Origin of the sequence: Streptomyces sp. NPDC091271 (assembly GCF_044757505.1) — a bacterium.
In the GTDB taxonomy this organism is placed as follows: domain Bacteria; phylum Actinomycetota; class Actinomycetes; order Streptomycetales; family Streptomycetaceae; genus Streptomyces.
This window is the reverse complement of sequence record NZ_JBIVVD010000004.1, coordinates 888,664-901,924: the sequence shown is the minus strand read 5'-3', so window position 1 is coordinate 901,924 and position 13,261 is coordinate 888,664. Positions and strand designations below refer to the sequence as shown.

At 69.4% G+C, this 13,261-nt stretch carries 14 protein-coding genes and 1 pseudogene; 7 read left to right on the top strand and 8 right to left on the bottom strand.

Annotated features, from left to right (window positions below; all coding sequences use genetic code 11):
* Positions 1-13: 13 nt before the first annotated feature.
* The 3 genes and pseudogenes from ACIQM3_RS20620 to ACIQM3_RS20610 all read right to left on the bottom strand — a co-directional run.
* Complete coding sequence (locus ACIQM3_RS20620) at positions 14-505, bottom strand: MarR family winged helix-turn-helix transcriptional regulator (RefSeq protein WP_401626239.1); 492 nt, start codon at positions 503-505, stop codon at positions 14-16.
* A gap of 123 nt (positions 506-628) precedes the next feature.
* Complete coding sequence (locus ACIQM3_RS20615) at positions 629-1,981, bottom strand: hypothetical protein (RefSeq protein WP_401626236.1); 1,353 nt, start codon at positions 1,979-1,981, stop codon at positions 629-631.
* Positions 1,982-2,359: 378 nt separating this feature from the next.
* A pseudogene (locus ACIQM3_RS20610) lies at positions 2,360-2,723 on the bottom strand (cupin domain-containing protein); the annotation flags it as partial.
* Between the two features lie 428 nt (positions 2,724-3,151).
* Here ACIQM3_RS20610 and ACIQM3_RS20605 point away from each other — a divergent pair.
* A complete protein-coding gene (locus tag ACIQM3_RS20605; protein ID WP_401626233.1) occupies positions 3,152-3,796 on the top strand; it encodes a dihydrofolate reductase family protein in 645 nt (214 codons plus the stop codon).
* Between the two features lie 280 nt (positions 3,797-4,076).
* Here ACIQM3_RS20605 and ACIQM3_RS20600 read toward each other — a convergent pair whose 3' ends face one another.
* Positions 4,077-4,376: a hypothetical protein gene (locus tag ACIQM3_RS20600; RefSeq protein ID WP_401626230.1), complete on the bottom strand. Its 300-nt coding sequence runs from the start codon at positions 4,374-4,376 to the stop codon at positions 4,077-4,079.
* Between ACIQM3_RS20600 and ACIQM3_RS20595 the strand changes: the two genes are divergently transcribed.
* Entirely contained in the window at positions 4,375-4,656 is a 282-nt protein-coding gene (locus tag ACIQM3_RS20595) for a hypothetical protein (protein WP_401626228.1), read from the top strand. The two genes, ACIQM3_RS20600 and ACIQM3_RS20595, sit on opposite strands and share 2 nt — an antisense overlap.
* A gap of 504 nt (positions 4,657-5,160) precedes the next feature.
* Here the strand turns inward: ACIQM3_RS20595 and ACIQM3_RS20590 are convergent.
* Positions 5,161-6,018: an MBL fold metallo-hydrolase gene (locus tag ACIQM3_RS20590; RefSeq protein ID WP_401626225.1), complete on the bottom strand. Its 858-nt coding sequence runs from the start codon at positions 6,016-6,018 to the stop codon at positions 5,161-5,163.
* A 228-nt stretch (positions 6,019-6,246) separates the two neighbouring features.
* On the opposite strand from ACIQM3_RS20590, the gene ACIQM3_RS20585 reads away from it, so the two are divergent.
* Positions 6,247-6,756: a DinB family protein gene (locus ACIQM3_RS20585; RefSeq protein WP_401626222.1), complete on the top strand. Its 510-nt coding sequence runs from the start codon at positions 6,247-6,249 to the stop codon at positions 6,754-6,756.
* A 6-nt stretch (positions 6,757-6,762) separates the two neighbouring features.
* Here ACIQM3_RS20585 and ACIQM3_RS20580 read toward each other — a convergent pair whose 3' ends face one another.
* Together ACIQM3_RS20580 and ACIQM3_RS20575 are read right to left on the bottom strand one after the other, a co-directional pair.
* A complete protein-coding gene (locus ACIQM3_RS20580) occupies positions 6,763-7,080 on the bottom strand; it encodes a hypothetical protein (RefSeq protein WP_401626219.1) in 318 nt (105 codons plus the stop codon).
* A 180-nt stretch (positions 7,081-7,260) separates the two neighbouring features.
* Positions 7,261-7,470, bottom strand: coding sequence for a hypothetical protein (locus ACIQM3_RS20575; RefSeq protein ID WP_401626216.1), 210 nt, complete (start codon positions 7,468-7,470; stop codon positions 7,261-7,263).
* A 195-nt stretch (positions 7,471-7,665) separates the two neighbouring features.
* On the opposite strand from ACIQM3_RS20575, the gene ACIQM3_RS20570 reads away from it, so the two are divergent.
* Both ACIQM3_RS20570 and ACIQM3_RS20565 read left to right on the top strand, forming a co-directional pair.
* The gene (locus ACIQM3_RS20570; RefSeq protein WP_401626213.1) at positions 7,666-8,571 is read left to right on the top strand and encodes an NAD-dependent protein deacetylase; all 906 of its coding nucleotides are present in this window, start codon (positions 7,666-7,668) and stop codon (positions 8,569-8,571) included.
* A 221-nt stretch (positions 8,572-8,792) separates the two neighbouring features.
* Positions 8,793-10,250 (top strand): amino acid permease, encoded by a 1,458-nt coding sequence (locus tag ACIQM3_RS20565; protein ID WP_401626210.1) that lies wholly within the window; start codon positions 8,793-8,795, stop codon positions 10,248-10,250.
* A 245-nt stretch (positions 10,251-10,495) separates the two neighbouring features.
* On the opposite strand, the gene ACIQM3_RS20560 is transcribed toward ACIQM3_RS20565, so the two are convergent.
* Positions 10,496-10,918 (bottom strand): MarR family winged helix-turn-helix transcriptional regulator, encoded by a 423-nt coding sequence (locus ACIQM3_RS20560; protein WP_401626208.1) that lies wholly within the window; start codon positions 10,916-10,918, stop codon positions 10,496-10,498.
* 163 nt (positions 10,919-11,081) lie between these two features.
* Here ACIQM3_RS20560 and eno point away from each other — a divergent pair, with 163 nt between their 5' ends.
* Complete coding sequence (gene eno, locus ACIQM3_RS20555; protein WP_401626205.1) at positions 11,082-12,398, top strand: phosphopyruvate hydratase; 1,317 nt, start codon at positions 11,082-11,084, stop codon at positions 12,396-12,398.
* A gap of 190 nt (positions 12,399-12,588) precedes the next feature.
* Positions 12,589-13,209, top strand: coding sequence for a TetR/AcrR family transcriptional regulator (locus ACIQM3_RS20550; protein ID WP_401626202.1), 621 nt, complete (start codon positions 12,589-12,591; stop codon positions 13,207-13,209).
* Positions 13,210-13,261 lie beyond the last annotated feature (52 nt).

The following is a 13,261-nucleotide window of genomic DNA, read 5'->3' as shown; positions in this document are numbered from 1 at the left end:
TGCGCCGGCGCGCTTACGCCTCGCCGTCCGAGGGGTCAGCGAACCGGCTGAGCAGAGCCGTCAGCTTTTCGGGCTCGCCTGGCCCCAATTCGACAACGAGACGTTCAGCCAGCGGCTCCGCCGCCACATGTGCCGCATCGAAGAGCTCGACTCCCTGGGGCGTGATCTCAACCGCCCGCACGCGCCGGTCGCCGGGAACGGCCTTGCGTACCGCCAGCCCTCTGCGCTCCAGGTCATCCACGACCCGCATGATTCCCGCCTTGTCCGACCCCGTCGCTGCAGCCAAGTCCCGCTGCACTGTGGGCCCGTGGTTGACCAACTCGATCAGCACGGCAAAATGCCGCAGTTCGATGCCGAGCGGCCGAAGCGCCTCCCCCATCACCGCGGCTGCGCGCCAGTGCGCCCGGCGCAACAGCAAGCCGAGGGCGAAAGGCGACGTGTCCCCGGGGCGATCGGTCGCACGCGAGGCAGCGGCGAGGTGGGAAGCGTCGTCGGTGGCGTTCATGGGGTCCACATTACAGTCGACCATTCACTCGAGACGGTATCGATTGAAACTAAGCACTGCAAAAAGATACAGCGGAGTGGGCTCACGTCTGGCCGAAGGCCATGCATGCCGGGGAGCCGACCCCTACCCCTCCTGGCGCGGCCGGCGGCAGGACGGTCGGCGGCACGTAGGGTGTTTACGGACGCCCCTGACATACGGACCAGACCTCTTGCAGAAGTGTCCGGTAGTCCTCGCCGCAGGTGGCCACGGCGGCGTACACCGCGTCGAGGGCCGCCTGGAGCGGGTCGGCTTCGGCGGGTCGGCTTCGGCGGCGCCGAGCAGCGCCGGGATGGCCAGGTGCGGCTGAGACATTCGCAGGGACGGGTCCGGCGGTCCGGTCGTGACCTTCAGCGTTCGCGTTGCTCGGGCGAGCGGCGTCGGCTGCCCGGGCGGGCTCGGCAACTCCGTTGCGGCGGCCGCGGGGCCTACGATCTGTGGGGTCTGCCCAGGTTGGGGCGTCGGCGTATGCGCGCCGGCGTCGGCGGGCGGCCACTCCGGCGGGACAGGCCGGCCGACGGTCCTGTCGGGTACGCGCGGGTCGGATTCCAGGGCCTGCCACACGCGGGCGGAATCGTCGAAGAGCGGCGATAGCGGGCGCCCCTGGGCCAGTGCGGTCAGCGCCGTGGCGATCCAGTCGAGTTGTGCGAGGCCGGCCGCCTCGCACGCGTGGCGTGCCGCCAGCAGGGCCACGGCGCGCTGGGCCGCGGGGCCGGAGGCGTCGATGGCGTGGACGAGGGCTGGGTCGAAAGAGAGCAGACCGCGCACGTTGCCACCGACGTCGCGCAGTGTCTGACCAGGGAGCTGCCCGCCCCAGTCCCACCGTTCGTATGCGAGTCGACGTTCTTGCTCTGCCTGTTCCTGCGCGCGGCGGGAGAGAAGTTCGGCTTCGGCGCGTTCGGCAGGCGTGGGAGGGGGTGGCTGCCGGCGGGCGTAGTCGTGCCAGTAGGCGGCGTTCGCCGAGGTCTGCCGCAGTACGCGGTCCGGCGCGGGCGGAGCGGGCCAGAACTGCAAGAGATAGCGGTCGAGTTGGCGCTCGTCGTCCAGCCGGGCGGCCTGCTGGTGTGCCTCGTCCATGCCCTTGGCGCAGTAGCGCACCCGGTAGTCGGTCTCTTCCAGGTCGAGCTCCCAGGACGCCTCGCCTGCCCACTGCACGAGCATGCTGCCGGCGGAGACGGGGCGGAAGGAAACCTCAACACCCTCCTCCCACACCGGGTCCAGCAACGGCGGCGCCTGGTCGTGCACCTCGACGGTGAAGCGGACACTACCCGTATGCAGGCCAGTCGTCAGCCACAGCGTGCCGGGCATAGCCGCGCCGCACAGTCCGGCGCTCTGTCCCGCGAAGGACGCCGCGAGGTCCGGGCCGGAGCTGTCCGGATCGCTCTCGACGTAGATCTGACCGTAGTGAACATGGACCTCGCCCTCGACCGGCCTGCGCACGGCTACCCCCATCGTCTCCGGAACGGGACACTGCCGGTCAGCCTACGGAGCCACACCGACAGGCGGCGCAGGCCAGATGTCCGGAAGGGATCTGCTGCCAGCCCTGGCTCTGCTGCCGAAGGCCGGGGCGGTCGGTGCTCACTGTTCGAGGTCTGACGACAGGCTGCGGGGCGACGTGGTCGTGGCCTGCTGAAGGTCCCGGTCCAGGCTTGCACTTCCCTGATCCGCGCGAACGCCAACCGGATCGCCGGGAGGGGGCGGTGGTGATGCGGCCCGCGTGCCCGAGGGCCGGCTCGTCGTGCCGCAGTCGACCTGTGCTCTGCAGGCTTGACGCGGCGGGCCGGTGCCGGTCGGGTCCGCTCGGTGAGGCCGCGGATCTCAGGCGGGGCCGGGCGGTAGGTGGACGGTCATGATCAGGTGGCAGCTCTCGGTGCCCGCGCCGCGGTAGGTGGGTGTGGGCGGTGTCGCCGTCGAAGGCGGCTGTCTGGCCGGCCTCGACAGGGTGCTCGGCGCCGTCGACGACGAGCACCATCCTTCCGGCCGTGACGCTGACGGTCTCCACGACGCCGGCCTGGTGGGGGTGGCCGGGGTATTCCTCGCCGGGCTTCAGCGTCCAGCGCCAGACCTCGACCGGGGCTGATCCCGAGGTGGTCAGCATGAGCCGGGCTTCGCTGCCGCGTACGCCCTTCCACAAAGGCATGACGGCATCGGCGGTCACGACCCGGACAAGGCCTTCGGCCGGCTCCCCTTGGAACGGGCCCTGAAGCGTGCTGCAGAAGCCTGGGTTCGGTCAGGTGAAGCCCGGTTCTGTGCCTCGGTGGATCATGCGGCCAGGCGTGGTTGTGGGGGGCCGCGAGCTGCAACATCCGCAGCCCGGTGAACGTTTCCACCCACACGTCTCAGCCCGCGACACCCCACCCACACAGGCCAAATATTTGTTCCGGCGGCCCTCTGCAACACGCTTGGGTAAGCGCTGTGGGTGGCCTGCGGGAGAGCGTCCGGCCGGTGAATCGCCCCCGCAACGGACAGGTCTTCCACTCGGCCCCGGCGAGGCCGCCTCGTGGCCATTCCACCCGACTGGGTGAACCGGGTTCCGTCGTGGCGATGAGCTTGCGGGAGTCCGCAGGTCTACCTCTGGAGGGGATACAAGCGACTCATAGGGAGTAAGCCATGGGACTCATCCACATCGAGCTGTTCGCGACCCTCGACCTCGTCGGGCAGGCGCCCGGCGGCCCCGACGAGGACCCGGTGGGGTTCCCGTTCGGCGGCTGGCAGGCGCCCCTGCTGGACGAGGTCGCCGGGGCGCAGGTCGGTGCCGCATACGAGGGCACGGACGCCCTCCTGCTCGGCCGGCGGACGTACGACATCTTCGCCGCCTACTGGCCTCACCAGGAGGGCGGCGAGGACAACGAAATTGCGACACTCTTCAACAGCGTCCCGAAGTACGTGGCCTCTCGCGGCAGGCCCGACCTCGCGTGGGCCGGGTCCACGCAGCTCGGCCCGGACCTCGCCGGCTCGGTGCGCGAGATCCGTGACCGGCACGAACACGTGAAGGTCGTCGGGAGTCTGAACCTCGTCCAGAGCCTCCTGCGCGAGAAGCTCTTCGACCGTCTGGACCTCTGGCTGCATCCGATCGTGCTCGGCGTCGGGAAAAAGGTGTTCGACGATGGCACGGTGCCCACCAACGTCGCGCTCCTCGCACCTCCGGTAGCCAGCCCGAAGGGAACCGTGTACTTGCGCTACGGGCTCGCCGACGGCGTGCCCGCCACGGGGGACATGAGCGCACCCGATCGAGGTGCCGGCGTCGACGGCTGAGGCCAACCCCGCCTTGATGGGTCCGTGCCGCTGCGGAACGGGCACCGGGATGCCGGCCACTCCGGGCGGCTGCCTTGCTCGGGCCGGAGCGGCCGTAACCGGTGTATCCCTGCGGCAGCACCTTCGTGCCGCCGTCGGGGTCACACCACAGGCATACCGCGGCATCTTCCGCCCCACACTCCTCAGCAGCTTGACAAGCCGCAGTTCGATATCAGGGCTTGTGGAAGCCGAAGTCGTCGCGGCCCAGATCGCGAACCGGCCGGCCGGCGAGCCGGCGATCCTAGGCGCCGAGCACAACGGCCGGCGCGAGTGCCCCAACAGTGCCGAGCAGCAGGCCGTCGGCACTCACCGCGGCAAGGTATCCGGCTGCGGCAGTGCCCAGCGAGACGGGCAAGGCTCGGAGGCAGGAATACCGGTCGCTATGGCGACCCGGGTCGGTCGCGGGTAGCCATCGTCCGGGAGCGCTGCCTTGTTCATTCACCATTCGTTCGATCGCCGATACTTTGCGTGATGACAGTGAGTCGTTGCAGATGCGGCTCGCGGCATCGGAAGAAGGAACGACGCGCATGAAGAGACGCATGGCTACAAGCCTGGGGGCGTTGGCGGCCGCCGCAGCGCTGGCCCTCTCGGTCCCGGGTTCCGCATACGCGGCCGAAGGTGTGCTGGTCATCAATGGTGGTGAGTACAAGGACCCGTCCGGCTGCTACTCGATCAAGTGGTATCCGTCGTCGGTGACCAACCACACCGACGCCATCGCTGAGGTGCACTCCGGCCCCAACTGCACGGAGCAGGTGGAGGAGCTCGTCCATCCGGGCGAGACGTACCACTCCGAAACCGCAGGAAGCGTCTTCATCCTCTGACGTCCGGACAGACCACTCGCCAGCCTCGTGGTGCCTATGGCTCACCCTATGACGGCGGGTGGTCTGCGGGGGGGGCTCACCGGTGGCGTTTCATCGAACTGGGCGGCCCTGCCTCTTCGATGACGGCCCCTCTGGGACCCTGGCTGCTTCCCGATCCGCCCTCAGCGGCCGCCGGAAGTAGTTCTCCGGCTGGAGGGAGCGATTCCAGCTGCTGCCGCGGCGCTCAGCCACCGATCCTGACGTGCTCCCCGTGCCTCTGGGCCTGTCCGGTTCGCCCGAGCGGGTTGAACATCGCCGCGCATCCCCAGCGGCGGGACCTTGATCCACGGCTCGCCGTGCTACCGCACCGGCCCGGCCGCCGCCCGAAGGTCCGAGGGCCCTCTCCGCTGCCCACGAAGCCGCCGGCCCGCTCGGTCTCGCTACCTCGCCCTTCGACGTCGCCACCACGGGGATGCTGCCGGTCGGGCTGCTGACGCGATCAGTGAAGATCTGGGTGTCGCGCGATCACGCCGAGAGGAACGGCTCCGTCAGATGCGGCGTGGCCAGGTGCAGCACGTTGGCGACTTCGCGGCCGAGCATGCGCTCCCTCGAGTGCCTGGCCGCCTCAGGGTCGGCCTCGTGCGCGTAGGCGAGCTCGGGGTGGAGCAGCTGGAGCGCGTGCACCAGGAGGTCCCCGGTGATGAGCGCCCGCTCGCGTCCGTCGGCGACCAGCACGCTCTGGTGTCCGGGCGTGTGACCGGGCGTGGCGACCGCGCGCCCAGCGCGCAGCGGTGTGTCCCCGTCGAGGAGCCGGAGCCGGCCAGCTGCCACGAGCGGGTCGGTGAGGGTCTCGCGGAGCTGCGGGTTCAGCGTGTCGATGGCGTCGAACTCGCCTCGCTGGAGCAGGTATTCGGCGTTCGGGAAATAAGGGCGGCGGCCGCCGGTCGAAGCATTGCCTTCCACCGCCCCGCCCGCTGACGGGACGGCCGCCTCGGTCACAACTGCCCACCCGACGTGGTCGGTGTGCAGATGAGTGAGCACTACGGTGTCCACTTCGGCCGGGTCGATGCCCGCGGCGGCGAGCGACTCGGGGAGCGCACCGGGCACGGGCGCCCACGAGCCGGCCGGGCTGTCCGCCGGACCGATCCCGGCGTCCACGACGGTGAGGCCCTTGTCGCCGCGGATCGCGTACGCGCGGAACTGGAGCCGCCAGCGGCCCTCGGCGTCGACCGCGCCCGAGTCGTATTGGTCGGCCTCGGCCCACTGTGCGGCCGTGGCCTCGGGGAAGGCCTCGGAGCGCGGGGAGAAGAATGGACCCTCTCCGTCGGCGAGGGCGATGATCTCGGTCGAGCCGATCCACAGGCGGGGAACGCTGATGGCCATGCCCGGGATCCTGCCATGCCTTCCACACGGGTGGCGACTCACCTCATGCCGTGATGGTCTCGATGGGCAACGAGGCGAACTCTCAGATGAACCATGGGCAGTGTTGGGGTAGTTGTTGCCTGTTGCGCTGTCGGGCAAGCCGGCGGCATGAGGAGTTGGACGTGGCAGGTCGGGGCCGACGACAAAATACCTCGACATGGGGCGCGATGATCAGGCACGCTTCGCACGATGACCAGAATCGATGACACACCACCTGCGTGGGACGAGCGCACCCAGCTCACCACGTTTCTCGACTACACACGTGCCACCGCACGCGCCAAGTGCGAAGGCGTCTCTGCGGAGAACGCCCGCAAGGCGCTCCTCCCGGGCTCACCCCTGATGACCATGAGCGGAGTGATCAACCACCTCCGCTGGGTCGAGTACTACTGGTTCCAGGTGATCTTCCTCGGAGAGGAAGACCTGGCCCCCATGACCGACGAGGACCCCGACCGCGAAATGCGCATCGCCGTCGACTTCCCTCTCACGCAGTTGCTCGACGAGTACGCCGAACAGAGCGCCCGCTACCGCGAACTGGTCGCCGGGAACGGCCTGGGCGAGCAGGCCCAGGGAACCATCCGCAACGGCCTCCGCGTCGACCTGCGCTGGATCCTGCACCACCTCACCGAGGAGACAGCCCGCCACAACGGCCACCTGGACATCCTGCGCGAGATGCTCGACGGCAGAACCGGCAATCGATAGGTCATCTCATTCGGCGTCCGGGGGTCTTGAAATGAGAAGGGCGAGTTGGTGCAACCGCTGGTAGTACTTGCGGCCTGATGGGTCGCTGATCCGCGGAATCACTCGATCCAGGTCTTCGACGCTGGTCTGCAGGATGCGTCTGCGCCCTGGATCGAGGGCGCCGTCGTTGTTGATCCACGTGTAGGCGCAGCCTGCGGTAAATGTATCGAGCAGCACCATGTCGATGTCTTCGAACTCGACGCCTCGCAGGTTGACCGGGAATTCGGCGTCGAGGTGTTCCTCCCAGAGGCGGGCGGCCTTCTGCACCAGTTCGGGTCTGATCATCTGGCCATACTCCTGTACGCGGCAGCGGGTGTGGCGTGCAACTCAGGGGTTCATTCTCGGAGCCGCACCTTGCGTCTCAGCCTGCGGTCGCCGCCTCCTGGGACCTGGGGTACGGTCCGTCCGCTCAGGAACACCCTGTCATCAGCTACGGCGGAACTCGCGGCGCTTACATCCGTGATCTCACTCGGGCGCCACGGACACCGCCCCGAGGAGCCCGCGGAAGGGCTCGATCACCACCTGCGTCAGCGGTGCGGACAGGCGGACGACCCGACCGCAGTCCGCGTCCGTGCGGCCGGACGCTCTCAGGACGAGTTCCTGGCCATGCTCGCCGAACTCGTCGGGAGGCGGAATACACGGCAGTACGACGCCCTGCTCCTCGCCGGGGCGCACGGCATCGCCGACTGGTGCTCAGCGGCCACCTGGGCACAGACAGGTTGCGAACCATCACGGACGAGCTCGTCGACACCCTCGCCCGTGTGGTCGCGGACGCCGGCAGACCGACCTGGCGACGCCCCTCCCCCGTCGGCGGCCGGCGCGGTGGGGCGAGGCAGCGGGCGGTCGGCCACTGTTCCGTACCCTGGGGGCATGCGTATGCGCCCCACTCTGAGCTGGACCCCTGCCCAGGACCTGCCGCCGGGCACCACGGATCTGGAGCCCGTCATCGATGCGCTGAGCAGCGGCGGTGTGCTGGTGCTCAGCGGGGCGGGCATCTCCACGGAGTCGGGCATTCCCGACTACCGAGGCGAGGGCGGGAGCCTGAGCCGGCACACCCCGATGACCTACCAGGACTTCACCGCCGGCGCCCAGGCCCGGCGGCGGTACTGGGCGCGCAGCCACCTCGGCTGGCGCACGTTCGGCCGTGCCCGCCCCAACGCCGGGCACCGGGCCGTGGCCGCTTTCGGGCGGCACGGCCGGCTCTCGGGTGTGATCACCCAGAACGTCGACAGCCTGCACCAGGCCGCCGGCAGCGAGGGCGTCGTGGATCTTCACGGGAGCCTGGACCGGGTGGTCTGCCTTTCCTGTGGCACCTTCAGTCCGCGCGGTGAACTCGCCCGGCGGCTCGAAGCGGCCAATGCCGGGTTCAGGCCGGTGGCCTCGACGATCAACCCGGACGGTGACGCGGACCTCACCGACGAGCAGGTCGGGGACTTCCGTGTGGTGCCCTGCACGATCTGCGGCGGCATCCTCAAGCCGGACGTGGTGTTCTTCGGCGAGTCCGTGCCTGTTCCGCGGGTTGAGCACTGCCGCGAAATGGTCCGTGAGGCGGCCTCGCTGCTGGTTCTCGGCTCCTCACTGACAGTGATGTCCGGGCTTCGGTTCGTCCGCCTGGCGGCTCAGACCGGGAAGCCGGTGCTGATCGTCAACCAGGACGTGACCCGGGGTGACTCCCTCGCCGTCACCCGCATCGCGCTCCCGCTGGGAACGGCCCTCACCACCGTGGCCACCCGGCTCGGCATTCCCGTCGGCGAGGAGGCGGCAGGGCCTGTGTGAGGTGGGGTGAGGTGGCCGCACCTCGCTCCCCCGCAGGTGAGATCTCGCTTACTTTACTGTGCCGAAACCTCTGAAATACCTCAGATTTGTTTTCGTGAGGTACTACGCACTGTCAGAATCACAGGGTTCCTGATCATGCGCCTTCGAGCCATCGCCGGGCGCCTCCCCCACGGGCCCGGCCGGGATCGGCCATCTTCCCCTCACAAAGGCGACCCCCTTCCATGAGTGACGGCAGCATCGCAGCAGCCGGTCAGCCCGCCGCCGAGACACCGGCGAGCGCCCCCCACGTGGACGCCGGCGACGCCGGTTACAGCAAGGACCTCAAATCCCGCCACATCAACATGATCGCCATCGGCGGAGCGATCGGCACCGGGCTCTTCCTGGGCGCGGGAGGACGTCTCGCCGACGCCGGCCCCTCGCTCGCCATCGCCTACGCCGTCTGCGGTGTCTTCGCGTTCTTCGTCGTACGCGCGCTGGGTGAGCTGGTCCTCTACCGCCCCTCGTCCGGCGCCTTCGTCTCCTACGCCCGTGAGTTCATGGGCGAGAAGGGCGCCTTCGCGGCCGGCTGGCTGTACTTCCTCAACTGGTCCACCACCGCGATCGCGGACATCACAGCGGCAGCGACGTACGCCCACTTCTGGGGCACGTTCAGTGACGTCCCGCAGTGGATCCTGGCGCTGACCGCTCTCGCCGTGGTGCTCGCGGCCAACCTCATCTCGGTGAAGTACTTCGGCGAGATGGAGTTCTGGTTCGCGATCATCAAGGTGGCGGCCCTGGTCGCCTTCATGCTGATCGGCATCTTCCTCGTCGTCACCCAGCATCCGGTGGACGGTCACACACCGGGCCTGTCCACTGTCTCGGACACCGGCGTCTTTCCCGTCGGCATGCTGCCGATGCTTCTTGTGATCCAGGGCGTCGTCTTCGCCTACGCGTCCGTCGAGCTGTGCGGTGTCGCCGCCGGTGAGACCGAGAATCCCGAGAAGATCATCCCGCGTGCGATCAACTCCATCATGTGGCGGGTCGGACTGTTCTACGTCGGCTCGGTGGCGCTGCTCGCGCTGCTCCTGCCCTACACCGCCTACTCCGGGGACCAGAGCCCGTTCGTCACCGTGATGGACAAGCTCGGCGTGCCGGGTGCGGCCGGTGTGATGAACCTGGTCGTGCTGACCGCCGCCCTGTCCAGCCTGAACTCCGGCCTCTACTCCACCGGCCGGATCCTGCGCTCCATGGCGCTGTCAGGTTCCGCCCCCCGCTTCACCGGCCTGATGAACAAGGGGCAGGTCCCCTACGGAGGCATTCTGCTGACGGCGGGCTTCGGGGTGCTGGGTGTCGGGCTGAACTACGTGGTGCCCGGCCAGGCTTTCGAGATCGTGCTGAACTTCGCGTCCATCGGGATCCTCGGGACGTGGGGCATGATCATGCTCTGTTCCCTGGTGTTCTGGCACCGCTCGCAGGACGGACGGGTCACAAGGCCCGCCTACCGCCTGCCCTGGGCCCCGTACACCCAGATCGTCACACTGCTGTTCCTCGGCTGCGTGGCCTTCCTGATGTGGTGGGGCGGCGGGGTCGGCCGGACGACCGTGTTGCTCCTGCCGCTGATCGCGGCGGCGCTGATAGGCGGCTGGTTCATCGTCCGCGGCCGGGTGCGCGAGATGGCACGGGCCGGGCAGGACGCCTGAGCCCTTCTCACACCGGCCGGACTCTGCCTCCGCCCGGCTTGACGTGGATGTGGCCCCTACCTTCGGGTGGGGGCCACACGCCGTTCGGACGTCCGAGGCCGAGGTCGCGCCGGCGCTTCAGGGCCGAGGTGCCGGGAACGGAGCGGCTCCGCGCTCTCCGCAGCCGGCCGAAGTCCTCGTGCTGAACGTGCACGGGCCTTCGGCCGGTGCGGCCCAGAAGGTACGCGAACGCTTCTTTCGGGCCGCTAGCGTGTGGCGAGCCGCTCCAGCAGGGCGGCGCTCCGTGCCAGCAACGCCCGCTCCTCTTCCGTGAGTTCGGCCTCGATCGCCTGCGCGAGCCAACCTGCCCTGCGGCCGCGCTCCGCTTCGAGTGCGGCCCGGCCCGCGTCCGACAGCTCGACCAGCGACTTACGGCCGTCCGTGGGGTGCGCCCGGCGCGTGATCAGGTTCTGCTCCATGAGCAGCCCCACCGCCCGGGCCATCGACTGGGGTCGTACGCGCTGGTCGGCGGCAAGGTCACTGGTGGTCATGGCGCCGTCGCGGTCGAGTACACCGAGCACCGCGACCTGGCCCAGCGGGATGCGGTCCTCGTGTTTGACGCGTCGGGTGAGCTTGCCCATCGCCGTGCGCAGCACGGCGGCGATGGCGGCGGCTTCCGAGGTGGGCATAGGGCACTCTACCCCGCTGGTCAGCGTTGCTGTGCGGCTCACCTGCACAGCAACGCTGTACAGCAAAACTGAGCAGCATTGCTGTAGGGTTTGGCCTTGTCGGGCTCAGCGCCAGCGTTGTCGCAGCCGGGGCCACGACACATGACAACGGGAAGGAACTCCCATGTCCGCAAAGGCAGTCGAACCCGCCGAGCACCCCGAAGCCACCATCGAGACCGTCACCGCACGCCGGATCATCGACAGCCGGGGCAACCCCACGGTCGAGGTCGACGTCGTCCTGGCGGATGGTTCCCTGGGGCGCGCGGCTGTCCCGTCCGGCGCCTCCACCGGCACTCGGGAGGCCGTGGAACTGCGCGACGGGGACTCCGCGCGCTGGCACGGCAAGGGTGTCGACCGGGCGGTGGCCCACGTCAACGGGGAGATCGCGGCGTCCGTGCGCGGCCGGGACGCGGCGGACCAGGTCGGTCTCGACGCCGCACTGGTCGCCCTCGACGGCACCGCCACGAAGTCCCGGCTCGGCGCCAACGCGATCCTCGGCGTCTCCCTCGCCGCCGCCAAGGCCGCTGCGGCGGCCCGACGCCAGCCTCTCTACCGCTACCTCGGCGGCGCCGACGCCCACCTACTGCCGCTGCCGATGATGAACATCATCAATGGCGGCGCCCACGCGGACAATCCGCTGGATTTCCAGGAGTTCATGATCGCACCCGTGGGCGCGGACACCTTCGCCGAGGCCGTCCGCATGGGGAGCGAGGTCTTCCACACCCTGCGCCGCGATCTGCTGGCCGCCGGGCACTCCACGGGCGTGGGCGACGAGGGCGGCTTCGCGCCCGCGCTCCGCACCGCCGAGGAGGCGCTCGACTTCGTGATGACCGCCATCGAGCGCACCGGGTACCGCCCCGGCGCGGACATCGGCCTGCTCATGGACCCGGCGTCGTCGGAGTTCTTCCGTGACGGCGTGTACGAGTACGCGGGCGAGGGGGTGCGCCGCACCCCCTCCGAGAACGCCGCCTACCTGGCCGAGCTCATCGACGCCTACCCGGTCGTCTCCATCGAGGACCCGATGGCGGAGAACGATCTGGATGGCTGGCGCGAGCTGACCGCCCTCGTGGGTGACCGTTGTCAGCTCGTCGGCGACGACGTGTTCTGCACCGACGAGACGCTGCTGCGCGAGGGCATCCGCGACGGTGTCGGCAACTCGGTCCTGGTCAAGGTCAATCAGATCGGGACGCTGACCGAGGCGCTGGCCGCGGTGGCCACGGCCCACCAGGCGGGCTGGACGGCTGTCATGTCGCACCGTTCGGGCGAGACGGAGGACACCACCATCGCGGACCTGGCGGTGGCCACCGGATGCGGCCAGATCAAGACCGGCTCGCTCTCCCGCTCCGACCGCACGGCGAAGTACAACCAACTGATCCGGATCGAAGAGGAGCTGGGCGACTCGGCGCGCTACGCGGGCCGCTCCGCACTGCGTCGGGCGTGAACAGCAGGCAGAGGTAGAGACGAGCGGGCCCCCGATCGCGTATGGGGGCCCGCTCGCGTGCGGCGGACCGGCCGATGCCTGCGCCCCGAGACCTGTGCGCGGTGCCGCTCTCCAGCGTCCGGCACGACCGAGACGATCGGGACGTTTATGCGCGGCACGCAATATTGCGTGCCGCGCAGTTTTTGCTACCATGGATGACGTGAGTGGTCTTCGGGAGCGAAAGAAGGAAGCCACGCGGGCAGCCCTGAGCTGGGCCGCGATCAGGCTGACCGTCGAGCGCGGGTTGAACGCGGTCAAGGTCGAGGACATCGCCGAGGCGGTGGGCGTCTCTCCGCGTACGTTCAACAACTACTTCTCCAGCAAGGCCGAAGCGATCGCGTTCCGCTACCTCGAGCGCTCCTTGCGGGTCGCTGCCGATCTGCGCGAGGGGCCGCCCGGTGAGCCCTTGTGGGAGGCGATCACCCGTGCTGCGCTGCGGCAGTTGGAGCCGGGGCCGGAAGTGCGGCAGATGCCGCCGCAGGAGCCCGCCGACTGGGTGGCCGGCCTGCGGGTGATGCTGGCCGAGCCGGTGCTGCAGGCCGAGATGCTGCGAGCGGGCAAGACCGCGGAGAAGGAGCTCGCCGCGGCGATCGCCGACCGCACGGGCACCGATCCCGTGTCCGACCTCTACCCCCGGCTGGCAGCCGCGAGCGTGATGGCGGCCAACGGTGTGGCGATCGAACTGTTCGTGCAAGGCGGTACGGAGGAGCCGATGGAGGTCCTGCTGCCCAGGGCTCTCGACATGCTGGCCGCCGGGCTCCCCAACCCGTAGCCCTCCGCTTCACCCCGCAGTCGGGCGGGCCCCTTACCGCCCCATGCCCATT